Here is a 22,872-nt window from a genome sequence, read left to right as displayed (position 1 = left end):
CTTTCTGCAGAATTAGAGCATACATTTCTACAATCAGAAAGAATAGTTTGCCTGTTATAGAGGGTATTCTTGCGGCGCTCAAAGGAGCGCCGCTAACTATACCCTGAATAGTTACAAATGTTCTTTTCTTAATTATTTCATTAATATCTAATCAGGGCTTACGTACTTGAGGAGCGAAATTAAATAACATAGCCTCGCCAATACTTGTGAGGTCAAAAAAGTAGAAGGTTTTTAGCTTTTAGTTTCAATCTCAAGCCTGTATAATCCCATAACTATTATTTGTAATCATTGACTTATATAATTATTGGGATTAAAGAGTATTTCGGAGAACATTGAATTCAATTTCAGGCGTTATGCATCCAGATTATAGGATTAAGTAAATAATAACCTTTAAGCTTATATTTAGTACTCCGGTGGTTAAGGCTTAATGCTATTGATTTCTGAATTCAAGCGGGTTATTCCTATTTTAATTATTAGCTGATCCCAAAACTCAAAATTAATTTTCGGAATCTCGTATTGCTAACAATCAATAAAGTTTCTGATCATGAAAAGTGATCCTGACACTCTTACTTACTGAGACCATAACTGGTTCTGGGATAGGCTTGTTCATTATATCATCAGTAGTTACCTTCTCAAAAAATATCGTAGTCGCCTTCTCAAAAAAATACCACTAATAAAATATCGTTAATCCATTAATTATACTTCCGAAGACTTGACAAATGTTCACAACTTAAAAATATATTTTTCAAAGTAGAAAAGTTTACTATCTTTAAAAGCGTATGTCCTGTAACCTTATTATTTTTTATATAACAATTTAAACTGAGATTAAACATGACAGAAATAAACGGTAATAAAGGGCATAGAGGGCATAATCTTTTAAAAGTTTTAGGAATCACAGTGCTGGCACTTATTATGCTTGTGAGTATCGTAAGTGCGGAGCCATCTCCAAATATTACGTTTGTAACTACCGGTTCATCATTTTCACCTGTTATTACAGTTACAGGTAATCCTGCAATTCAATGGACATTTGGTAACGGCTCAACATCTAACTCCGCGTCTCCTACTGTAAATTTTGGTTCGGAGGGGACAAGAGTAACCACTCTGGTAGTGACACCGTGGAGTGCAGTAACTAAGATCAATATAGGTTACGATGGTGCAGATGGTGGAGAACCTCCAGGTTCCGGTACAATAGCAGCTTTGGCACAACAGAATGTAATAGCTGTTAGTGGTTTAGAAAACGTTGCACCATACCTCCAGGTATGGGCTTCAAATTATAATCCGGTAACTGCGCTGGATTTCAGGAATTTCACTGCTCTGCATACGGTTGAGTGTTTTTCCTGTAGATCACTGGCTACTATCGGGCTCCGTAATGTTCCATCCTTGGCCAGGCTTTGCGTCGAACAATCCAATATTTCTCATCTTGACCTGTCAGAAGCTCCTGCTCTTGCCGACCTTCGCGGAGCCTCGCAGCGAAGCTCGACATATACTATAAATTGGGGTACCACAGGGGCTAATATCTGGCATATATGTGTCAGGGACAATCCGCAGATAAAGACTATATTCCCATTCAGCCAGTTTCCGCTTTTGAGAGATTTTTATAACTGGAATGACAATCAGAGCGGCACACTGCACCTGAATTCAACAAATTTAAAAAGCGTCCTATCAGCCAATAATTATTATAGCGCTGCTGTTTTTTCCGGCTGTTTCCCTGCCGGTAGAAACGGTGTTGTGGAAATTCAAAATAATAATCTCAGAAGTTTAGATATTTCCAATAATTCTGGTTTACTCTATTTAAATGCCAGCTTTAATTCCTTAAATCAAACAGCAGTGGATAGTGTACTCCAAACACTGGATTCTTATAATACTGATGGTGGGTCTTTAGATTTAACCGGAAATGCTGCACCATCAATTACAAGAATAGCACATGCAAATAATTTAACGACTAGAGATTGGGAAGTTAAAGTTTCATCAAACAATAATCCACCTGTTGCAAATTTTACAAGCAATGTTACTTCTGGAACGGTTCCATTAGCAGTTCAATTTAATGATATAAGTATAAACAATCCAGCGACATGGTTATGGGATTTTGGAGATGGAACTTATTCAACTGAGGAATTCCCGGAGCATATTTATCTCTCACCGGGAAATTACACAGTAACTCTCACAGTAAGGAACTCAAGTGGTTTCGATTTTAAAGTTGTCGTAATAACCGTTCTGGAACAACCAGGTCTCCCTGTAGCAAATTTCCGTAGCAACGTCATTGAGGGCTATGTTCCTCTATATGTGCAGTTTTACGACTTATCGGAAAATATAGCGGAGAGATACTGGAACTTTGGAGATGGAACTGGTTCAACTGAGATAAATCCAGTACATACATATTCAGTAGCAGGGACCTATACTGTTAACCTGACTGTAAGCAATGGAAACGGAACTGCCTCAAAAATTGCTGCAATAAATGTCCTTACATCAAGCAGTTCAAGCGGTGGCACTAGTGGAGGAAGCAGTCATAGCAGTTCCGGTGGCGGTGGCGGTGCAGGCGGTTCCCCTGAACCTGCAAGAAATGTCCAGGTCAAAGAACTTTCACAGGCATTTATTACAAACGGGAAATCTGTAAAGTTTGATTTCGCAAAGAATGCAACCTGCGTTGTGTATGTGAGCTTTGATGCAAAGAAGAATCTGGGCAAAACTACAACCATTGCTGAGATGCTGAAAGGGAAATCTGCTCTGGTTTCCGAACTGCCCAACGGTGAAGTCTACAAATCCTTCAATATCTGGGTTGGAAACGGAGGAATTGCAAGCTCAAAGAATATAGAAAACCTGACTGTTTGTTTCAAGGTTGAAAAATCCTGGATAGAGGACAAAAAGATCGATCCGGCTTCTATCATCTTAAACAGGTACAGCGAGGAAAAATGGGAGCAGCTGCCAGTAAATCTTTCAGAGGAAGACGACAAATTCCTTTATTTCACAGCAAAAACTCCGGAGTTCTCCTCATTTGCAATAACAGGCAAAGCGAAAAACGCCTCTGAAGGAGCTGTAACAGAAGCACAACTTGAGGCAGACAATGGAACTATTATTAAAAATGATAGCAAAAACTATAGTAAAAATGATACACTAAATAAAGAACCGGAAACTGGACAGAAAGGAATTTCAAGTATACCGGGCTTTAAAACCGTTTGCGGAATAACTGGCCTGCTTGCAGTATTCCTGTATAAAAGAGAGTGAGTAAGGTAAAATCTCGGGGTATTTATCTAAAATAATTTTGAGAGGTTAATTCTCTCACTTTTTCCTATTTTTTTCAGTTACCTTCTGAGCTAACCGGAGTTTCAGAATCATTTTCATAATCGGAAACCCGGTTAGTTATTCAAATTTTGACGTGTCTCTTAAAGCTGGTTTCCATAATTGGCCAAACTCTTGAATTTTTAGATCTATGTGAAATTTACCTTTAATTACTCTTTTAATACTCTTTTAATACTCTTTTATTACTCTTCACTTTCCCCGTTAATCGTAGCCATAATCTCCTTAAAACTTGCCAGCGAAGCCTCCATATTCTCGATTATCTTGTCTGCAAGAATATCCGGGCCTGGAAGGTTATCCAGATCAGCTAGGCTTTTGTCCTTAAGCAAGAAAATATCCCGATTCGTTTTACCCCTTGCTACGATTTCCTCATAGCCGAATTTTCGGAACCTGCCTTCGGGGAATTCTTCACTCCAGGTCTTTTTACGGCGGTAGCGATTTTCGGGGTATAGCATTCTATGAAGTCTTCCGGATCCGAATATTTCATGGGATTCTTCTTCATGCGTGATGCACATTATCCACGTTGTCAGAGATCCAAACTTATTTTTTCAGGGCCCTATTGATGCATGTAGATCGTGGAAATTGAACCCTGTTTCAGGCTAACAGAGTAAGCATACAAAAATTTTTGTACTCATATGGAGTATAATTATTGATTTTTTAGACTGTTTTTGGAGACAGGCCTTTATTTTTTAGCTGTGATCCAAAGTTTGTTCATACAGCTTACTGTTACCCTGTCGAATGTGCAGCCAAAAATATAAATTTCAACAGTATGACTTACGCACTTGAAACACAAAACAAAGCATAATAGACACTGTAGTTTGATCATGCTTTAGACTGTTAGTGGTTTCTTGCTGTTGGTTTTTCATTCAACTGTGTAAGTCCTAAACAGCGTAAGGAGGAAAAATATGTGTGGATGTGATCCGGTAACGTTTCACAACGTTAATCAAAGGGTATTTGATTGCATTAAAAAGAAGCTTTCAGATGCCGGCACTCCTGTACCTCCAGGAAACAGCGGACGGATGACAGGACTGGGAGTTACGGCTGATTTTAGCTGGGATGGTACGTCAAATCTCCTGATACATGTCATAGAGAAACCCTGGATTGTCTCAAGTGAAACTGTTATAGAAAAATTAAGTGACTTTGTGCACAGTTGCGGTGGGAATTCTAAACAATAAAGCAGGATGACTATCTGGAAAGGCGATTAAAAGATAGAGGCAAAGTGCAGATAAATGGAGGCACTGAACCATTGCCTTTATGAGCTGCCTGGGGGTGAATTACTGCCCGGCTCCGCTTTTCGTATCCTCGGCATTCTTCTGCAGGAGCCCTTCGTATCCACACCCATCATGACCCAGCTTTTTTTGTCGGTCTTATCAATGATCCTATACAGCATTGCAGGATCGCTGATCTTGTTCTGGACTTTGAGGAAAATCTGCCGAACGAAAAGATGAGAAAAGCAGTAAGAAATGAGATAACAATAAGAAAAGCAGTAAGAAATGAGAAAGCGGTATCTATCCGCTTTAGCGTTGATTAAAAGAGTTGATAAAGTGATCACAAGGTTTGACCTGCAACATGAAGTTTATTACAGGATCAGGTTTTAATCTCCTTACTCGTTCCACTTTATTCACGCGTTAATGAGTTTATTACGGGATCAGGTTTTAATCTGTCCTGAATTTGCTTCATTTTACAACTACGCGTTAGTGAAGTATACGGGATCAGGTTTTAATCTGTCCTGAATTTGCTTCATTTTACAGCTTACTTCCCTGTGACCAATATATGCTATGTAATTAATGGTATAAATTAGTAACGGTTATATTACTAAGAGTTATTTAGTTGGACTAAGAGTTATTTAGTTAGTTCATTTTTTGCAAACTCGGGCTTAAGAATCACCAGTCATGCATTTTTTTAAGTAAATAAACTAAGAAAAGGCCGGAAGAGATTAAGAGGCTTTCTTAAAATTACATCTTTCTCTTTTCACCCAAAGGTTAGATAACATATTATTTGGAAAATTATATAATATCTATAGTCGCTTTACTACTATCACATAATTGGTTGAGCAAATAATCCAGGTTTGGATTATGTGACTTTAGTACAGATGATTCAGATATATTAAAAAACCTGAAAAATATCCGAACTATAAACTGCACATTAACTTTGAAAAATAAAGCTACTTGGGGGTAGATATATGAAAAATAAGGGGACGCTATGTTCAATAGTTTTAGCTTCAGCATTCCTGGTTTTTGTTTTTTTGATTTCAATCTCAGCCGCAGCTTCAGCGGCTCAAGTTACGAAAATTGGCACCGGATACGATCCTGCTGTTTATGGTAACGAGGTAGTATGGACAAATGGGGTTGTGATTCATCTATACAACCTTACCGACAAAACAGACACTACGGTTAGCTCTTCTGGAGCATCCAGTCCGGATATTTACGACAACAAGTTAGTGTGGCATGATGAAAGCAGTGGAGCACCAAGGCTTGTTGTGTACGATATACCAACAGCCACAAAAAGTTACATCACGCAGGATGTAGACCAGTATAGCAAACCTGCTATTTACGGCGACAGAATCGTCTGGAGTGCAAATGATAGTGTGTATCTGATGAACATATCTACATCCACGCAGACTATGATCGGAAACGGTAGTAATCCCGACATATATGATACAAAAGTGGTGTATTACTCATATTCAGAAGATCCAGAAGTAGATATAACCATCAGAATGTATGACATCGATACGAAGGAAAAAATAACTGTCAATTCATATGGAGATCCAAATATACCGCATATCTGGGACACTAAAGTCATCTGGGCTGACGTATATAATCATCAGGGATATATTGCGATGTATGATATGTCAACAAATAAAACCATAGACGTCACACATCAACTTGACACCGATCCAGATGGAAATGAATACGGCGCCAGTACAGGGACACACATTGCCATACAAAATGATAAAATTGTATACAATAAATGTGTTGATGATTATGAAGGCAAACCTGGAGTATATGTATATAACATAACTGAAGGACAAAGCACACTGGTATATGGCTATTCTGATGACGTTTATACGACACCAGAAGTATACAATGACACTATTGTATGGGGGATGGACAGGAACTACGTTGACAGTGAGGAAGGCAATGATATCTATTTATACAACTTTTCCGAACAACCCGGAAATCTCACAGTAACGTAAGTGGTGGACGTCCACCACAACATTTTTCTGAAAAACATCTGAATTTCTGGATTTGGCGATGGTAAAAAGAATCTCAGAATATTCTTTAATCTTTCTACATACGTGGATTAACCTTTAGACATATGTGGATTAACCTTTAGGCATATTTGGAATTTCTTTTTTAATTCTCGCTTTCTCCATTAATTGTAACCATAATCTCCTTGAAACTTGCCAGTGAAGCTTCCATATTCTCAATTATCTCGTTTGCGAGAATATCAGGGTCCGGAAGGTTATCCAGGTCAGCCAGGCTTTTGTCCTTGAGCCAGAAGATATCGAGATTAGTTTTGTCCCTTGCTATAATTTCATCATAGCCGGATTTTCGGAACCTGTCTTCTGAATATTCTTTACTCCGGGTCTCTTTAAGGCTGAGGCGATTTTCCGGACTACAACATATGATGTAGTTTTTAAGACAGGAGTATTTAAGACAGGAGTATTTAAGACCGGAATATTTCACTGGGTATCAAAACATCAATACCTCTGTAACACTGAACGAAATATAATGAAATACTGATTGAATGGAAAAGTTAAATTCGTTATGGTTTCTGCTCTGGGTCCCGGAACAGAACCAATGACTGACCCGGACCAGAAGGATAGATTCCTATATCCGCTCTATCCATAACAGTATTGGTTGTTGTATTTGTTACAGAGACAGTATTGCTGCCTGAATTTATCACATACTCCTTTGTTCCATCCCGGCTGACTGCAACTCTACAAATAAATGCTCCTGCAAGTATCGTGGCTGTAACAGTGTCTGCCGCTGTGTCAATTACAGAAAACATCATTGGTGCGCAAGTTTGTCATATGCAAATGGCGCCTCTCCTGCGGTATTCATATTTTAAAGGGCATCCAGAATAAATAAGAGAAAAGATTACAGAAGAATCTGGCTTCCCGAATAAAAGAGCATTGTTGCAGGAACCGCCTCGCAAAAAAGCTAAGAAGACCTGCTAACTGCTGCAGGCAGGCTTCCAATTACTCAAGAACACGTCCGTTATTGGGTTTCAAAATAACAATACCTTTCGTCATAATGGCAGAAGACATCTCGAGCACGGGCAGTTCTGCCAGTGCTTTGATGATATGCCACTGCATTGGGTTCTGCTCCCAGCTCAACTGGGTCCATTTGACAGTGCCATTGCCTGCCCAGGCGTTGTGGATCTCGGCACCCTGAGGATACAGTATGGGCTGGCTCAGATCCGCTCCAGGGGCGCCGACTTTAGGGATATAACGCCATCCAAGGGCATTGACTGTGGCTGCAGAGGCCTGAGCATCTGCTAATAGCTGTCCCTCCACAGGCTTTGCCCCAAGCATTTCCAGGCGTAGAAAAGTATTTCCTTCATGGCTTGCGGTGGTATAGTAGTTTGGCTGGATGGTATGCAGGTCTTCGATATCGGCATAGATCTTTGGGATGCCAGTCTCTTCTCTTCCTCCAAGGATAGGCGCCGTTTTGTTTTCCCAGACTACCAGAATAAATTGACCTTCCAGCCGGTCGCGTTTGCCATTGAAACGGGTCGGGACACTGACCTGAACAAGGTTATAAGCCCCTCCAGCCATCCAGTCAATCTCTCGAAACTGACTGTATGAGATGTTCAGTTTGGGCCGTAAAAGCTCAAAGCCTTCGGGCACATAACTTTCCAGCTGGTCTTTATCCGTGGTATATGCAAAGGTTACAGAAACTGCATCCCTGTAATACAGTGCTGCGTCAGGGCCAGGGCAGTCAAAACCGCCAAAGTGAGCCGGCATTCTATAACATTTATTGTCTTCAAATCGGAACATGGTCAAACCCCCCAGAATTATAACGTATAATATTATAAGATATGTGTGATATATATAATATATATAAAATAACTAAATTTTTTTGAGAATATATCTAACATTAGAAATAACCGGATATTGAGGATCTGCAGCAGAAAAGGAGTTAGGAAATGGATAAAAAAGGTCAAAAAGGAGTTAAAAAGTATCATAATAGACTTTAGAAGGCCTTACATATCTTTTTTCATTAGAAGTGTTTGATAACTCTTTATCCGCTTTACAGGGGTATGGGGAAAAGATGAGTGCTATAATAGAAAGACATTCAAAAGGTGCGGTTGTCGATTCGCAGCTGGGTAAGAGGAAAACCGACTCTGAAGGGTCCCCGGTAGCTGGCAGCAGGATGGATACCTCAAAGGCTTATGCAGGGGTTCCGGATTTGCTAGAGAAGGTAATTAATGAGAACGATACAGCAGCCTGGGCGGAGATAGTCGAAAAAATAGATTATATTTATGCCAGTCTTGATTATGCCCTTGATGGGCTGGATCGGGAGACTGGTTTTACCAGCCAGGTGAAATCGCAGATACAGGCTGGTAAGAAACTGCTATTCAAGCCCAACCTGGTAGGCCCGGTCGCCATTGATGCAGGGACCCATTGCGAAGGACTGGGGGCTTCCATCTGTACCGAATGGCCCCTGATAGCCGCTCTGATGAGGTGGTTCCATGACCGGCTTGACATACATTATTATCAGATGGCTCTGGGGGAGGCTTCAACTTCTGCCCTGTTGATGTCAATCTCTTTCAAATTAACTTCCGGAAAGGACATTACCACAGAAGCCCTTTTTGAAGGGCGGAGTGCAGATTTGTACGGAGGCTGGGGTTTTTTCTTTGTCCGCAGGTATCTGTCCGAGCGCCATCCTGCCTCCCATGAAGACGACCCCATAAAAGGCTACGAGGACAGTGTTGCAGGAAGGTATTTCCCTCCAGGCAAAGCCGGAAAACGGCTGATGGTCTACGACCTGAACAGACTTGATGAAGATGCATCTCGGGGAAGAACAGTCGAAGTTCCGGACGGAGCCAACTACAAAGAGATCACACTACACAAAGCGATAGTCGGGGGAGACCCGGGTAACAGTGAAGACCTTAAAAACTATCCTGGCTGCGTCCTTGTTAATGTCCCCAAACTGAAGATACATGCCCAGGACCTTATCACGAATGCTACCAAAAACCTGGGTATCGGGCTTTACCCCACGCAGGCCCCCTGCGAAGGGAAAGATAGGGGAGATGGGAAATGGAAATATGCGTGTCCTTCCAGATCAGTCCCATCTTATAAAGGTGAGCTGCCGCATATGCCATGGATTGTCAAAATAGATACTGACACCAACCTGCCTGTAAGAGATGAGAAAGGGGAATACATAACAACAAAAACCGCAGGAATGCCGGGAACCCAGGCAGATGTTATCAGGGCAGTGCAGAACCAGAACGTGTTCATGGTGCACGTCAGTGACGGAATTGATATGATTAATATCTGTCATAATCCGGACGGCAGAGCTGTCAGAATTCCCGAAGGTTATGTCTGGTCATCCCTGGACTGTGTAGCTCTCGACCTCCTCTGCGCCAGGTACTGTTTCAAAACGGTACCCATGCATGAAGCTCTGAAGCTTAAGGAGGAGAACGGCTGGCCCACGGAATTTGTCCACCATGTACCCGTGGCAAAAATTGACGGGACAAACATTACAACCGAAGAAGGTCTTGATTCGCCTCTTTTCAGGTATAACCTGTACCGTTATTCTGAAGCGAGAGGTGTGGGGCAGCAAAAATACTATGTCATCGGCTGGGACACTTTGACAGAGACGCCAATGGTTTCTTTGGAAGGGCACCTGGGCAGGATAGAGGATGGAAAATTTCAGGAGCTAATGACAAAGACGATGTACTACAACCCTTCATGCATGCTCTGGGACATGCAGAAGACTCTCCTGAGTTATGCAGATGCCCACGATAAGCTGACCGGCTCCTCACTTTTAAAAGAATTCATGGATGGCTTCGATGAGAACAATGACGGGATAATAGATTACGATGAGAATGGGCGGAAAGGGTACTGGACCCCGGGTTTCAGGATACTGAACCATTCTTATGACATTATGCTGACAGAAGAGTATGGCCAGCTCAGAGGCACTTTTTATTCTATTGCCGATTTCGGCCTCAAGCCTTCCCGTAAAGATTGGAACCCTCAGGAGCATGATTTCGGGCAGGAGTATGCGCTCGTAATGATAGCAACCCAGGCCTTTGATATGTCACGATCCGAAGAGGGAGGTGAAGACCCCTTCGTTCCTGGGATGAACTGGGGCAAAGGCATGTGGCCGAGCTGGCAACTGGCAACCTATATCCAGCTCACTAACGGTATATATGGTTCTCAGTCCCCTGAAAGTATTAACTTCCAATCCTTATACGGCGCAGCATTCCAGTATGCAGATAAGACCAGAAATGGAGGAGCCTATACCGGAAGCACGGACCAGCTGACCAGCAGTCCCGATTCTATTAAAAACTACCTTCAGGCAGTCTCTGAGGGGGCAGACCCTCTCAATTTCACATTATATGTCCCTGCAGGATACGGGAGCTTAAAAACACAAAGGATACCAAATGTAGAGGAAACAGACGACCCCGGCAAGATCTTCACTGCCCACTTTGGCAGTGAAGCGGGAGTCTGGTAAGCCTGAGTTCTATTGATTCGTATATTCATAAACAGGCTCTGGCGGCTGCCCTGATAAATATGGTGGTGAACCCTATCCTGGCGTTTCTGATCAACAGGAACGTGGAAGGTGTTGCCCTATCCGGAATTATAGTTGACACAAGAATTACCTCAATAGTGATGACCTGGCTTGTGACGGTTTTCTCAGCAGCTGATATTAATCGCCAGCTTCGCGCAGGCTGTTTCAAAAATGAGAACCTGCCCAAACCAGGACCGGTACTGTCGCGGCTGCCGAGAAAAGGAACATTACTGGGCGCGGTACTGTTCATCTGTACGGTACTGGTTATGGTGACTTTAACCGTCTCCATGTTCTATTTATTCGGTATTACGGAGCTTTCTGTGGATAGATTAGCTCTATTTAAAATAATTTATACCGGCCCTGTTGCCTATTTTGTAGCTCGTCTGGCAATAATCCGTCAGCTAGGGCCCTGACCCGAATATAAAACAAAGCAAACTAAAAAGAATTCAAAACAGAACTGATGAGAATCAATTAAATGAAAGGAGGAGTGAAAATGGGGATTGATGACTATTTCAAGGATAAATGCTGCCTGGTAACCGGTGCAAACTCTGGAATCGGCTATGCAATAAGCGAAGCACTGCTTGAAAAAGGAGCGATAGTTTTCATGGCTGGCCGGAATGTAGAAAGCCTGGAATCAGCAGCTAAAAATCTTGACGCATATTCCGGACAGATTCGTATTTTGCTTGTTGATGTGACAAAACAACAGGAAGTAGACAGGGCTATTCAGGACATGGTTGCCCAGGAAGGCAGAATTGACTTCTTATTTAATAATGCAGGAATAGGGGGCACGATGCCTACTGTCGATGCAACAATCGAGCACTGGAAGTCTATTATTGATGTCAATCTCTGGAGCGTAATATACGGCATTAACGCTGCGCTGCCAGTCATGCGCCTTCAGGGCGGAGGGCACATAGTTAATACGTCTTCCATTGCTGGACTGGTACCGTTCCCATTCCAGGCTCTCTATTGCACCACAAAATACGCAGTGGTCGGGATGAGTGAGAGCATGCGGTACGAATTTGCAGAAGAAGGCATTCATTTTTCGGTGACATGCCCTTCAGCTGTTGTTTCTCGTATTTGGAAAAAGCCGATACTGGGCTCGGTCCATGAAGAGGTGGAAGCCCCTGAAGATGCAATTCCGGCAGAAGAAGCCGCACAGATAATCCTTGAGGGTGTTGCAGAGAAAAAAGGAATCATTGTGGTTCCCGAACAGCCTGGCGGCTGGATCTGGCATGAATACTGCAATTCCTCGGAAGTTGCAGAGGATTTCCTGATGAAAATGGCTCACGAACGGCGGCTAGAATGGGCAAAAAGGCAGAAGGTGTAAAGGAGCGGAGATATGCGGAAAATATAATTGAACCATTTCTCCGGCACGTTCCGGCAAGAAAGAAAGGAGATTCCCGGAGAGCGGAAATCCTGGAGAGCAAAAATCACTAAGATCTCGATACCGGACCAGGGGGATCAGGCTCAAGACATTCATTAAAGTAAAGACCTTTTTCATCAAGGTTAAGCTCGAAACCCTCCAATAAAATCCTGAGAAATGCATTTGGGAGAAATGGATTCAACCATCATTCTCCGTTTCCATTAATTGTAACCATAATCTCCTTGAAACTTGCCAGTGAAGCTTCCATATTCTCAATTATCTCGTTTGCAAGAATATCAGGGTCCGGAAGGTTATCCAGGTCAGCCAGGCTTTTGTCCTTGAGCCAGAAGATATCGAGATTAGTTTTATCCCTTGCTATAATCTCATCATAGCCGAATTTCCGGAACCTGCCTTCGGGTGATTCTTCACTCCAGGTTTCTTTACGGCTGTGGCGATTTTCGGGGCTGTAGCTTTGAATGAAGTCTTCCAGATCCGAATATTTCATCGGATTTTTCTTCAATGTATGATGGACATTATCCACGTTGTCAGAGATCCAAACTTATTTTTTCCAGGGCTCTATTGATGCCTGCAGATCGCGGAAATTGAACCCTGTTTCAGGCTAACAGAGTAAGCATACAAAAATTTTTGTACTCATATGGAGTATAATTATTGGTTTTTTAGACTGTTTTTAAAGACAGGCTTTTATTTTTTAGCTGTTATTCAAAGTTTGTTCATACAGCTTAATGTTACTCTGTCGAATGTGCAGCCAAAAATAAAAATTTAAACAGTAGGACTTACGCACTTGAAATACAAAACAAAGCATAATAGACACTGTAGTTTGATCATGCTTTAGACTGTTAATGGTTTCTTGCTATTGGTTTTTCATTCAACTGCGTAAGTCCTAAACAGCATAAGGAGGAAAAAATATGTGTGGATGTGATCCGGTAACGTTTCACAACGTTAATCAAAGTGTATTTGATTGCATTAAAAAGAAGCTTTCAGATGCCGGCACTCCTGTACCTCCAGGAAACAGCGGGTGTCTGACAGGACTGGGAGTTACGGCTGATTTTAGCTGGGATGGCACGTCAAATCTCATGATACATGTCATAGAGAAACCCTGGATTGTCTCAAGTGAAACTGTTATAGAAAAAATAAGTGACTTTGTGTACAGTTGCGGTGGGACTAAACAATAAAGCAGGATGACTATCTGGAAAGGCGATTAAAAGATAGAGGCAAAGTGCAAATAAATGGAGACACTGAGCCATTGCCTTATGAGCGGTCTGGGGGTGAAGTACTGCCCGGCTCCGCTTTTAGTATCCTCGGCATTCTTCTACAGGAGCCGTTCGTAGATCTCTCCCTTTGTATCCACACTCATCATGACCCAGCTTTCCTTGTCGATCATGTCAATTATCTTATACAGCATGGCAGGATCGCTGACCTTGTTCTGGGCTTTGAGGAAAATCTGCCCGAGCATCCCCGGCTTTTTCCCCAGTTCTTCCAGCAGCTCCTTGTAATGAGTATCGAGCTCGGCTCCACGCTGCTGTTTCAATTTATCCCAGGTATATTCCTCAGGGATGCCGATATTCCTGTTATACGGCGGCTTACTGTATTCTTCAGCCATTTTCAGGAATATGAGATAGGTCAACTATTCCAGATAATCGCCATAGCTCACGCCCCCGTCCCGCAGGACGTTGCAGAAGCTCCAGACTTTGGAAACGATGGATGAGGTGTTTTCAGACATAGTTTGGATCCTTGGGTTTGGAATAATATTTTTGGTTAGGGCTACTTGGTTTATTAGGGATGGTTCTGTGTAGGGTTCCATTATCTAAAAGTGGTTTCAATATTTTGGAGCGGAAATTCTCTCTGTCTTTTAACTGTAAATATTGCATAATTTCGCTGGTTGTTTTTGGTTCCTTGCAAAACTCAATTAGTAGTTCTTGTATGTCGGCTTGCCTGTCAGCCTGCTGGGTAGCCTGCTGGGTAGCCTGCTGGGTAACTTGGGGGGTAACTGGAATAATAATCTTAAAAATGTCCCTTTCAAGGAGCTGTGGGTCAGCTCCACCGGAATAAATTCTTGTATAGTTGTAGAGATTCCTGACACCTGAACCTAGCTCATCTGCCCTTCCTATCTCTTTGAAAAAGCGAGCAATTACCGGATTTTTAGGGTATGGTGTGAAATTAGAAGGATTTATTTTGCCGTGTCCATGTGGGCGGTTCGCGTTCTCTGCAACAACCTGATCAGTTCCAATTATGAATTTTGCAGGAAAACCGTTTATGTATTCCCTGTGGATAAGCATATTTGTAACAACTTCTCTGAAAATATGATCTCGCAGGCTGATTCTCTGATCCATTTCCAGATAGAAAGGGTCAGGCAGATGTTTTGCAACAAAAGCCATTAGCCTATCGTAGCTTTCTATCAGATTGGTTCGAATATCGTCCCTATCATCATAACGATCAAGATTTACTCTGCGAAGGATGGCATCAGTCTTAAAATGAGGTAGAATGCTCTGGATAACTTCGTCTTTACCCAGCAGAAGAATAGCAGCAAGAGTGTACCCTTCTTTGCCAGTCTGGTAATCATGCTGATATAACCTGGCACTGCTTAAAAGCTCCTCGTCATTCATTGTTGCCCATGGATGATTTGGGTTCTCTGCCCGAACCATTTTCCGCACTCTCTGGATAAGGTCACTCCTGAGGTCTTCCAGCCTGACATAGGGATAAATGCGGTTCTCTGAAAATGAACTCTGTTTTCGAATATAAAGGTGAGCCACAGCGTCAGGATGATTGGTAACATCCAGGTCCCCGTCTTCATTCCTGTCAAATACTTTTCCTTTACAGCGGTGAACCTGCGAACTTTCAGGAATATTGAGGTAGAGAAGGGTTTTTCCTTCAATGTTTATGGTCTCCGGCAATATGTACAAAGGAGGATTGATAATCTGCGAGTTATTCAGAGCAGTAACAAGATCCTTTTTGATCTGTGGCAGAGCATCCTTATCAATTCCTGTGATATTCCCATTGTCATCAACTCCAAGAACAATATGACCTCCATTGCGATTTAGAAAAGCACAGACCGTTTCGTACACATCACGATTTATCTGAGTTCTGCACTCCTTAAATTCCACGGTAAGACCTTCGCCGTCCCGGATGATGCTCTTTAATTGTTCAGAGATCATGTTTCCTCACTTCTTCCCATTCCCTTCTCTTTCCACCTGTATTCTTTCCAGCAAAACCTCAGCAGGCTCCCAATCTTCTGCCCCTCGAACCTCTGCCATTCTTCTTAAACCTCATCTCTCAAAACTAATCCTTTATTTTGTTCAAAAAAAGAAATTAGTGCTTCAAAGTTAAAATTGACAGAACTCTGTACTTCTGGCTTTATTGTATAATTTTTTTCTAATTGACGCTTAACACCGTATGTAATACTACTATCCTGAAATTCAACTAAAAGTTGTAACGGTTTGGACTTTGAATCTTGTCTGGTATCATAAATCGCCAAAGAGAATTTTTCGACTCCTGGGTGTGGTCTACCTTGAAAATCGATATACTTGTGTTTGACTTTTCCCTTTAGTTGCAATCTGTTGATTATCTCATTTCTGAATTGCTTTACAAAATCATCAATTACTTTGTGTTCGTAAGGAGCAAGGAATTGCTGAAACATAAGAAATTCCGAAAACAAGTCAAATTTATCTTCATTCCCTGTACGATGTTTATGAATAAGTTTTTCAAATGTTTGTTCATCGAGTTTATTCCCGTGTCGAAGATATTTTAGCATCTCCTTACGTAGATCATTAATAGGCCCTTTTTTTGATTTAAACTCATATTCTAATATAGCCAAATGCTTTTTATCTACACTATTAAGTCTATCAATTAAAGCATTTTTATCATTATAATACCTAGCTGTCTCTTTAGACAAATCGCACATCAACTGTATACCTTTTTTTATCTCATCTTCTTTTATAAAAACACCTCTGTTTTAAGATTCACTAAAAGATTATTTTCTCGCTCTTTCCGCCATTATCCTTTCCAACAGAACCTCAGCCGGCTCCCAATCAGCTGCCCCTCGAACCTCTGCCAGTTCCCTTTCATTAAGCAACTTCCCCTCAAACGCTTTTTTCAAAATACTCTGCCGCAGTGCTTCGGCTTTTTCCAGATTCTCTTTAATGTCCTGCTCTATCTTATCGCAGACTGAAAGGCGGGTTTCGATTTCCTGAACGATGGCTTGTTGTTCAGCGAGAGAAGGAACATTTAACGGAATAAGTTTGAATTCTTTTATCCCTACAAGATTAGGCATTGCTGAACCTTGGGATTTAGCAAAAATCGTTTTTTGAAATTCAGCAGACCTAAATAAGTGAACAAAATATCTGCTGTTTATTAAATCTCTTCTCAATCTTATTCTGAGCAGCGCCTGATTAATTATTCCCTTCTCTATATCTCCGGGCATTTTTACAATTCTTCCAAGGGTTACACCTGAGCAACTAACAAGTAAATCAGCAGGAATTACTTCAAAATTTTTTAGTTCAAGATACTTTTCTTCGGAAATATAATAATGTCCTCTATATGGATCATCATTTATTGCATTACCCTGTTCGTAAACCTTATAGCCTTCTGAAACAAAAAATGATTTTTTTATTGCGCTCCCAAAAGGTCCTCTTCGAAGACCTATTTTGGGAAGAGTTATTTGCTCAAGTGTGAGTTTCTCAATTTTGGGTAAATTTAGGGATAGCCTCAATCCCTTCGTAAACTCTCCTTCAAATGCTTTCTTCAGCACCGCCTGCCGATAAACCTTGAGTTGTTCCTGTGCCAGTTTGAGATTAGCAATGCCGTTATCCAGTTCTCTGAAGAGTTGCTCGATTTTGGAAACTTAGCGTGTTGTTCTGGAAGTGGGGATAGAGGAAAAGGCATTTCACTTGTTATGTCGGTATTTAGATTAGGCTGTGCAGCACCTTGATTTATTGCTCGTAATTTTTTGGCTTTACTTACCCAGTAATAATAATGAAAAAGCAAATTTTCTTCATCTAATTTTAAAAAAACAGCATTACGTCGTTAAAAGTAGTTTCAAATAAACAGATCTTTGGAACACCTAATGTTGCTCCACTGTTAGACAAAAGAAGAGTCTTAGGCTTTACCAGCCTCGTTTTTTGTAGCCCAGCCTCTTTGATTGTAAACTCAAAAGATTTCAGATATGCACCCTCATTTCTAGTAAGGTCAGCAACTTTTAAAAATGGAATCTTTCCATCATAAAATTTGGGATCTCCCGCAGGTCTGGGGGAACCACCCCTTACAACATCACACAGTTCACCAATTTTGACCCACTTCCATTGATCTGGCAATGTAGGCAATTCGGCTATTTCGGCTTCAGTTAGAGATTTAATCGTTTTCATCTTAATCAGTCAAAGCCTCTTTTAATTTGTTAATAATATCGTTCATGAAAGGAATATTTTCACCCAACTTTTCTCCCAACTTTCACCACAGTTTTCACCACAGTTTTCACCACAGTTTCTCCGAACCTTTCATTATCAATTTTGGAGTACTTTTAAGATGTCAGTTGATTAAATAATTGTCTACTTGTGTCTTTCAGAGGTGTAATCCAAATTTAAACCACACACAGTATATGTATCTGTAGCAAGTAAAAACGAAATAAAAACATCTCGAAGATATCGCAAAATAATATTCAATGTGAGATCTTCACTCAATAGCTTAATGGACAAAAGTATGTAACTAAATTATAACGGTTCAAAAAAGATAAATTAACTTCAGTATTGCCTGCGACTCTCACCCTGACTGCCTGTCCCCTCCCCATCAAAACTCACTTCCGAGAACAGGTCGCTGACAAAAAGGAGTATTTCAATAGTGATCTGGCTATGCTTCTTTGTTTTCCAGCTCTTTAATTTCTTCTTCTATTCTGGAACACTCGTCTTTGAGTTCTAAAAGCTTCCTCTCCAGTTCTTCCTTTTTTAATCTGTTTTTATCCCGATTCTCCCAGAAAATGGTCGCTAATTCCGATTGAGTTTCTTCATCTATATGTACCACCATCAAGAATATGGACCAATCTGGATATATAGGTGATGAAATTATCCATTTATTTTTATAAGGTAATTTGAATAACCCGGTCTACCAGTGAAAACTGGAGTATGGGCATCTGCGCATTTTGGCGGGGTTGGATGAGTAAGTTATGATCCTGGCTTGAAAGGATGCAAAGCGCCAGGATGAGCACGGATTACCGTCTGTCAACTAAAATTTCATCTCTATAATCTTCTTCTTTTCAAAAAACATTACTTTCAAAAAATTATTTATTATTTCAGACCAAATACACACAACTGTGTACACTATTGAACATAGCCTCGTTGAATCTTTATATAACTGAAAGTTAGGACGATCAGTGATATCTAATGAAATATATAAGTAAAATTTGTCCAATTTGCGGGAATGAATTTATTGTCCTGAAAGATGTGGAAGAAAAAGCTGTCTACTGCACTCTTGAGTGCCTTTTGGATGCTCAGGATCACTTGAAAGGGGATGGAGTTTCTTCCTTAATACCGGCAATTCCTAGGTTCTCTTAAGCGCACATTAAAATTCAAACTGTATCTACAATTGAATAATGATCAACGTAACTTAAATTCATATCGTAAATTTCTCCGAGATTCAGATACACGTTACCTTAAGGATAATATTTTATCTCATAGAACTTATGCACAAAAGGTATAATATCAAGTACATGTACATCATGATTTTAATTTAATTTTTAAACTATTTGACTGTTTAATCCTGTCGTTTTTCAGTTCAAGTCCACAAGTCATATCCAATTGTAGAATTAAGTTTAATTTTAAGACAGGCTCTTAGATGATTCTACAAAACCCATTGAGATTAACCGGGGATCATTGGGATTATGAATGTTAATATTTATTCTGTCAATCTCAGTATTTCACGAAATTTCACTAATTTTTCATCCTTCTAAAGTGAAAATATATTCCTTAATACTGTGGAAGTGTCTGTCGACAAGGATTTTATTTTGTCTGAAAAAAGTTTCATGATATTGTTTGTTAAACGTCTGAAACGAAAAGCTGAGAAAAGCAGTAAAAGAGGATAAAAAATATCTATACGCTTTAACTTTGATTAAAAGAGTGAATAAAGGGTTCACAAGGTTTGGTCTGCAACAATGAAGTTTATTGCGGGATCAGATTTTACTCTGTCCTGAATTTGCTCCATTTTACAGCTTATACGTCAATGAAGTTCGGATCAGCTTTCAGACTGTCCTGAATTTGCTTCATCTCGCAGTTTACGCCATAAATGAAGGATATTACGGGATCGGTTTTCAAGCCGTCCTGAATTTGCTCCACCTTATAGCTACGCGCCAATGAAACATTATCAAGGATCAGCTTTAAGACTGTCCCGAATTTGCTTCATTTTAAGCTTGTACGTCAATGAAGTTCATTGCGGGATCAGGTTTTACTCTGTCCTGAATTTGCTTCATTTTACAGCTTAGTTCCTTGTGAACAATATATAATATGTAACTTCTTGTATAAAATACTGGCGGTTATATTACTCTCGGTAATATAAACAGTTCGTTTTTTACTAATTCTGCCTGTAAATCATCAATCATAGACTCTGTCGATCTTTCTCCAAAAATCACGTCGCCAATGCCTCATTCAATTCACTAATAACCATATTCATCTCGTCCCCGAAAAGCTGGTACATTCTTCCTCGCCCGCCAAGCGTATCAAAGGGATTGTAATCAAGGTCGTCGATTTCAAGATGGAAGCTGGTAGCAACATATTCTTTAATCATGCGGAGCCAGTTCATCTGGTCTTCATTAAATTTCAGGGTTCCGGCTTGCTTTTTAAATACCCAGTCCTGGAAGTTCCGGTTTACGGTCTGGTCGTAGGCCGTCAGCACAGGGTCGATCCCGGTTATCCTGCGGATCAGGGAAACCAGGGCTATGAGTTCGTTTTTCGGGGAATTTCCGTTCACCTTTTCCAGCTGATCGTAAGCCTGCCAGATCCTCAAAGGAGCAAAATGGGGCTTTTCCAGCCTCAGTTTTTCCAGCACTTCTTTTATCATCGTAAAAGTAACTTCCCTTCTCTGGTAGGGCTGGTTGTAGAAAATTCTCAGGGCTGTAATCTCGTCTTTGTTAGCTTCCAGATATGCTTTAAAGTCGTTGATCAGCTCTTCATCCCTTACCACCGCGTCTTTGTCCCATCCGGCTCTGTTAAGGGTGTCAAGGTTCACGGTATCGATTATCTGCTCATGGACTCTGCGAACATTTTCGATATAATTGTTTAGCTCGCCGGAGAAAGTGGATCTGGCAATATCAATCAGGTTTTCCTGCGCCTTTTTCTTTGAATCGGTTTCTGAAATTTCCGGTTGGCGTTGTTTAATCTCATCAGCTTTGAGATCAATCATATCAGGGTTATAAGCATTGAGCAGATCCTTTACAATTTGACTGATAGTCTTTCCATTCGCTTTTTCAGCAAAAGTAGCTCTTTCGTCTTCACTTATCTGCCGATCCAGCCTTGCAAGCCGGGAAGCCAGCGAGACATACAGGTCTTCGTCCCTGGCGCCAAAGGTAACTGCCGCAAGCAGGTCTTTCAGCGAGGTGCTCTTTTTGCGCTCCAGAGGCCGGCTGTCGGTCTTCAGGGTTTTCGTAACGCCCACGGCATCCACAACTACAAAATGAGTCTTGGCCGAAATAGCTGATGGTGTTACTTTTTTCAGGTCATCGAACCCCAGGGTTCGTGTACCACGGCCCTTCATTTGCTCAAAATAATTGAGGCTTTTAACGTCCCTCATGAACAAAAGACATTCCAGCGGCTTAACATCCGTACCTGTCGCAATCATATCCACTGTAACCGCTATTCTGGGATTGTACTCATTGCGAAAAGCTGCCAGAACTGATTTGGGGTCTTCTTCCGTTTTGTAGGTCACTTTCTTGCAAAAGGAATTGCCTTCTCCAAACTCTTCCCGCACTATATTGATAATATCATCGGCATGGCTGTCGTTTTTGGCGAAAATCAGGGTTTTTGGGACTTCTTTTCTGCCAGGGAAAATCTCAGGCAGCTTTTCCCTGAATGTCCGTATTACATGGCGTATCTGACTGGGATTGACCACGTCCCTGTCCAGCTTTTTAGCAGTATAGGTGAAATCTTCGTCCAGCTGTTCCCAGCGCTTTTTACGGGTAAGTTTCTCCCGTCTGTCCACGTACTCCTGAGCATTTATCTTTGCCCCGTTTTTACTGATTTCAGTCTCGATGATGTACACGTCATAACCCACATTCACGCCGTCTGCAACAGCATCTTCATGGCTGTACTCACTAACAACATTCTCGTTAAAAAATCCGAAAGTGCGTTTATCTGGTGTTGCTGTCAGACCTATCAAGAAAGCATCGAAGTAATCCAGCACCTGCTGCCATAGATTGTATATTGAACGGTGGCACTCATCTATGACAATAAAATCAAATGTCTCAACGGGAACTTTCTCATTATATACTACAGGAAGTGGTTCCTTTGGCTGCCAGCCTCTTTCAGCAGGATTTTCTTCCTCGGTTTTTTCGTCCAGCTCCTCGCCCTTCAGAGTAGAGTAAAGCCGCTGGATAGTTGAAATGCATACCTGGCTGTCCGAGGCGATATAGCTGGAGCGTAAGCGCTGCACATTGTAAAGCTCGGTAAATTTCCGGTTATCATCATTTGGCACATAAGCATTAAATTCCTGCTCTGCCTGCTCACCAAGGTTTTTAGTATCAACAAGAAACAGGATCTTTTTAGCATCCGCAAATTTCAGTAATCTGTAGATGAAGGTTATGGCAGTATAGGTCTTTCCGGAACCTGTTGCCATCTGGACCAGAGCCTTTGGGCGGTTGTCTTTAAAGGAACTTTCAAGATTTGAAATTGCTGTGATCTGGCAATCCCTTAACCGTTCTGTTCGCAACTCAGGTATATCCAGCAGCCTTTCCCTCAAAGGCTTCTTTTTGAGATACTCATCAAAGGTTTCAGGTCTGTGAAAGGAAAAAACAGGTCTTGATCTTGGTTTCGGGTCACGCATATCCGTGAACCGTGTAAGTTTCCCTGTACTCTCGTACACAAAAGGAAGCGGGTCATTGTTCAGGTATTTTAGCTTGCTTGTAGCATACCCGAATGATTGTGCCTCAACAACGGTTAATCGATGGCCTTCTTCGTCTTTTTTTGCCTCAATAATTCCAACCGGGTTTTTATCAGCAAATAGTACATAATCAGCCGGTCCCACATCAGTCAAATACTCCTTAACAGCAATGCCCCTGGAAACACTCCAGTCGATCTTGCTCTTTTCCTGCACTACCCAGCCAGATTCTTTCAATTTACCATCGATGCTGTTTCTGGCTTTTTGCTCTGGAGTTTGATTCTTACTCATGTGTCTTTACCCATTGAGATTCACTCTCTTCCTGGAGACTTTTATTGAAAACCTAAGCACAGAAATCTCTCGATTTCCTTCAAAAAAGGGAAT

General features: G+C 41.3%; 18 protein-coding genes and 3 pseudogenes. 7 read left to right on the top strand and 14 right to left on the bottom strand.

Annotation, left to right across the window (positions count from 1 at the left end; genetic code table 11):
* Positions 1–831 precede the first annotated feature (831 nt).
* A complete protein-coding gene (locus tag ACPK8D_RS10315; RefSeq protein ID WP_424717762.1) occupies positions 832–3,222 on the top strand; it encodes a PGF-pre-PGF domain-containing protein in 2,391 nt (796 codons plus the stop codon).
* A gap of 257 nt (positions 3,223–3,479) precedes the next feature.
* On the opposite strand, the gene ACPK8D_RS10310 is transcribed toward ACPK8D_RS10315, so the two are convergent.
* On the bottom strand, positions 3,480–3,809 hold the full coding sequence (locus tag ACPK8D_RS10310) for a hypothetical protein (RefSeq protein WP_424717761.1): 330 nt from the start codon (positions 3,807–3,809) through the stop codon (positions 3,480–3,482).
* A gap of 390 nt (positions 3,810–4,199) precedes the next feature.
* On the opposite strand from ACPK8D_RS10310, the gene ACPK8D_RS10305 reads away from it, so the two are divergent.
* Positions 4,200–4,469: a hypothetical protein gene (locus ACPK8D_RS10305; RefSeq protein WP_424717760.1), complete on the top strand. Its 270-nt coding sequence runs from the start codon at positions 4,200–4,202 to the stop codon at positions 4,467–4,469.
* Positions 4,470–4,571: 102 nt separating this feature from the next.
* On the opposite strand, the pseudogene ACPK8D_RS10300 reads toward ACPK8D_RS10305, so the two are convergent.
* Positions 4,572–4,726 (bottom strand): annotated as a pseudogene (locus ACPK8D_RS10300) (SAM-dependent DNA methyltransferase); the annotation flags it as partial.
* Between the two features lie 750 nt (positions 4,727–5,476).
* On the opposite strand from ACPK8D_RS10300, the gene ACPK8D_RS10295 reads away from it, so the two are divergent.
* Positions 5,477–6,490, top strand: a complete 1,014-nt coding sequence (locus ACPK8D_RS10295) for a hypothetical protein (protein ID WP_424717759.1) — start codon at positions 5,477–5,479, stop codon at positions 6,488–6,490.
* Positions 6,491–6,650: 160 nt separating this feature from the next.
* On the opposite strand, the gene ACPK8D_RS10290 is transcribed toward ACPK8D_RS10295, so the two are convergent.
* The 3 genes from ACPK8D_RS10290 to ACPK8D_RS10280 form a co-directional block, all read right to left on the bottom strand.
* The gene (locus tag ACPK8D_RS10290) at positions 6,651–6,983 is read right to left on the bottom strand and encodes a hypothetical protein (RefSeq protein ID WP_424717758.1); all 333 of its coding nucleotides are present in this window, start codon (positions 6,981–6,983) and stop codon (positions 6,651–6,653) included.
* A gap of 79 nt (positions 6,984–7,062) precedes the next feature.
* Positions 7,063–7,311 carry a hypothetical protein gene (locus ACPK8D_RS10285; RefSeq protein WP_424717757.1) on the bottom strand — a complete coding sequence of 83 codons (249 nt, stop codon included), beginning with the start codon at positions 7,309–7,311 and terminating at the stop codon, positions 7,063–7,065.
* 187 nt (positions 7,312–7,498) lie between these two features.
* Positions 7,499–8,299, bottom strand: a complete 801-nt coding sequence (locus ACPK8D_RS10280; RefSeq protein ID WP_424717756.1) for an acetoacetate decarboxylase family protein — start codon at positions 8,297–8,299, stop codon at positions 7,499–7,501.
* A 274-nt stretch (positions 8,300–8,573) separates the two neighbouring features.
* On the opposite strand from ACPK8D_RS10280, the gene ACPK8D_RS10275 reads away from it, so the two are divergent.
* The 3 genes from ACPK8D_RS10275 (at position 8,574) to ACPK8D_RS10265 (ending at position 12,366) form a co-directional block, all read left to right on the top strand.
* A complete protein-coding gene (locus tag ACPK8D_RS10275) occupies positions 8,574–10,982 on the top strand; it encodes a DUF362 domain-containing protein (RefSeq protein ID WP_424717755.1) in 2,409 nt (802 codons plus the stop codon).
* A 59-nt stretch (positions 10,983–11,041) separates the two neighbouring features.
* Positions 11,042–11,452 (top strand): hypothetical protein, encoded by a 411-nt coding sequence (locus ACPK8D_RS10270; RefSeq protein ID WP_424717754.1) that lies wholly within the window; start codon positions 11,042–11,044, stop codon positions 11,450–11,452.
* Positions 11,453–11,532: 80 nt separating this feature from the next.
* Positions 11,533–12,366 carry an SDR family NAD(P)-dependent oxidoreductase gene (locus tag ACPK8D_RS10265; protein ID WP_424717753.1) on the top strand — a complete coding sequence of 278 codons (834 nt, stop codon included), beginning with the start codon at positions 11,533–11,535 and terminating at the stop codon, positions 12,364–12,366.
* A 241-nt stretch (positions 12,367–12,607) separates the two neighbouring features.
* Here the strand turns inward: ACPK8D_RS10265 and ACPK8D_RS10260 are convergent, their stop codons facing one another.
* The gene (locus ACPK8D_RS10260) at positions 12,608–12,907 is read right to left on the bottom strand and encodes a hypothetical protein (protein ID WP_424717752.1); all 300 of its coding nucleotides are present in this window, start codon (positions 12,905–12,907) and stop codon (positions 12,608–12,610) included.
* Between the two features lie 421 nt (positions 12,908–13,328).
* Between ACPK8D_RS10260 and ACPK8D_RS10255 the strand changes: the two genes are divergently transcribed.
* Positions 13,329–13,595: a hypothetical protein gene (locus tag ACPK8D_RS10255; protein WP_424717751.1), complete on the top strand. Its 267-nt coding sequence runs from the start codon at positions 13,329–13,331 to the stop codon at positions 13,593–13,595.
* 59 nt (positions 13,596–13,654) lie between these two features.
* Here ACPK8D_RS10255 and ACPK8D_RS10250 read toward each other — a convergent pair.
* The 8 genes and pseudogenes from ACPK8D_RS10250 to ACPK8D_RS10215 all read right to left on the bottom strand — a co-directional run.
* A pseudogene (locus ACPK8D_RS10250) lies at positions 13,655–14,143 on the bottom strand (type I restriction-modification system subunit M N-terminal domain-containing protein); the annotation flags it as partial.
* A complete protein-coding gene (locus ACPK8D_RS10245; RefSeq protein WP_424717749.1) occupies positions 14,136–15,575 on the bottom strand; it encodes an RNA-binding domain-containing protein in 1,440 nt (479 codons plus the stop codon). The pseudogene ACPK8D_RS10250 and the gene ACPK8D_RS10245, both read right to left, overlap by 8 nt.
* 104 nt (positions 15,576–15,679) lie before the next feature.
* Positions 15,680–16,312, bottom strand: coding sequence for a hypothetical protein (locus tag ACPK8D_RS10240; RefSeq protein WP_424717748.1), 633 nt, complete (start codon positions 16,310–16,312; stop codon positions 15,680–15,682).
* 78 nt (positions 16,313–16,390) lie between these two features.
* Positions 16,391–17,167: a restriction endonuclease subunit S gene (locus ACPK8D_RS10235; RefSeq protein WP_424717747.1), complete on the bottom strand. Its 777-nt coding sequence runs from the start codon at positions 17,165–17,167 to the stop codon at positions 16,391–16,393.
* Positions 17,161–17,406 (bottom strand): annotated as a pseudogene (locus ACPK8D_RS10230) (restriction endonuclease subunit S); the annotation flags it as partial. The pseudogene ACPK8D_RS10230 and the gene ACPK8D_RS10235, both read right to left, overlap by 7 nt.
* Positions 17,407–17,420: 14 nt before the next feature.
* Positions 17,421–17,780: a hypothetical protein gene (locus ACPK8D_RS10225; protein WP_424717746.1), complete on the bottom strand. Its 360-nt coding sequence runs from the start codon at positions 17,778–17,780 to the stop codon at positions 17,421–17,423.
* Between the two features lie 478 nt (positions 17,781–18,258).
* Entirely contained in the window at positions 18,259–18,432 is a 174-nt protein-coding gene (locus ACPK8D_RS10220; protein ID WP_424717745.1) for a hypothetical protein, read from the bottom strand.
* Positions 18,433–20,025: 1,593 nt separating this feature from the next.
* Positions 20,026–22,779 carry a DEAD/DEAH box helicase family protein gene (locus tag ACPK8D_RS10215; protein WP_424717744.1) on the bottom strand — a complete coding sequence of 918 codons (2,754 nt, stop codon included), beginning with the start codon at positions 22,777–22,779 and terminating at the stop codon, positions 20,026–20,028.
* Positions 22,780–22,872: the final 93 nt, after the last annotated feature.

Source organism: Methanosarcina sp., assembly GCF_049706645.1.
Taxonomy (GTDB): Archaea; Halobacteriota; Methanosarcinia; order Methanosarcinales; family Methanosarcinaceae; genus Methanosarcina.
The sequence above is the reverse complement of the archived record's forward strand: the minus strand, read 5'-3'. Positions and strand labels throughout refer to the sequence as shown.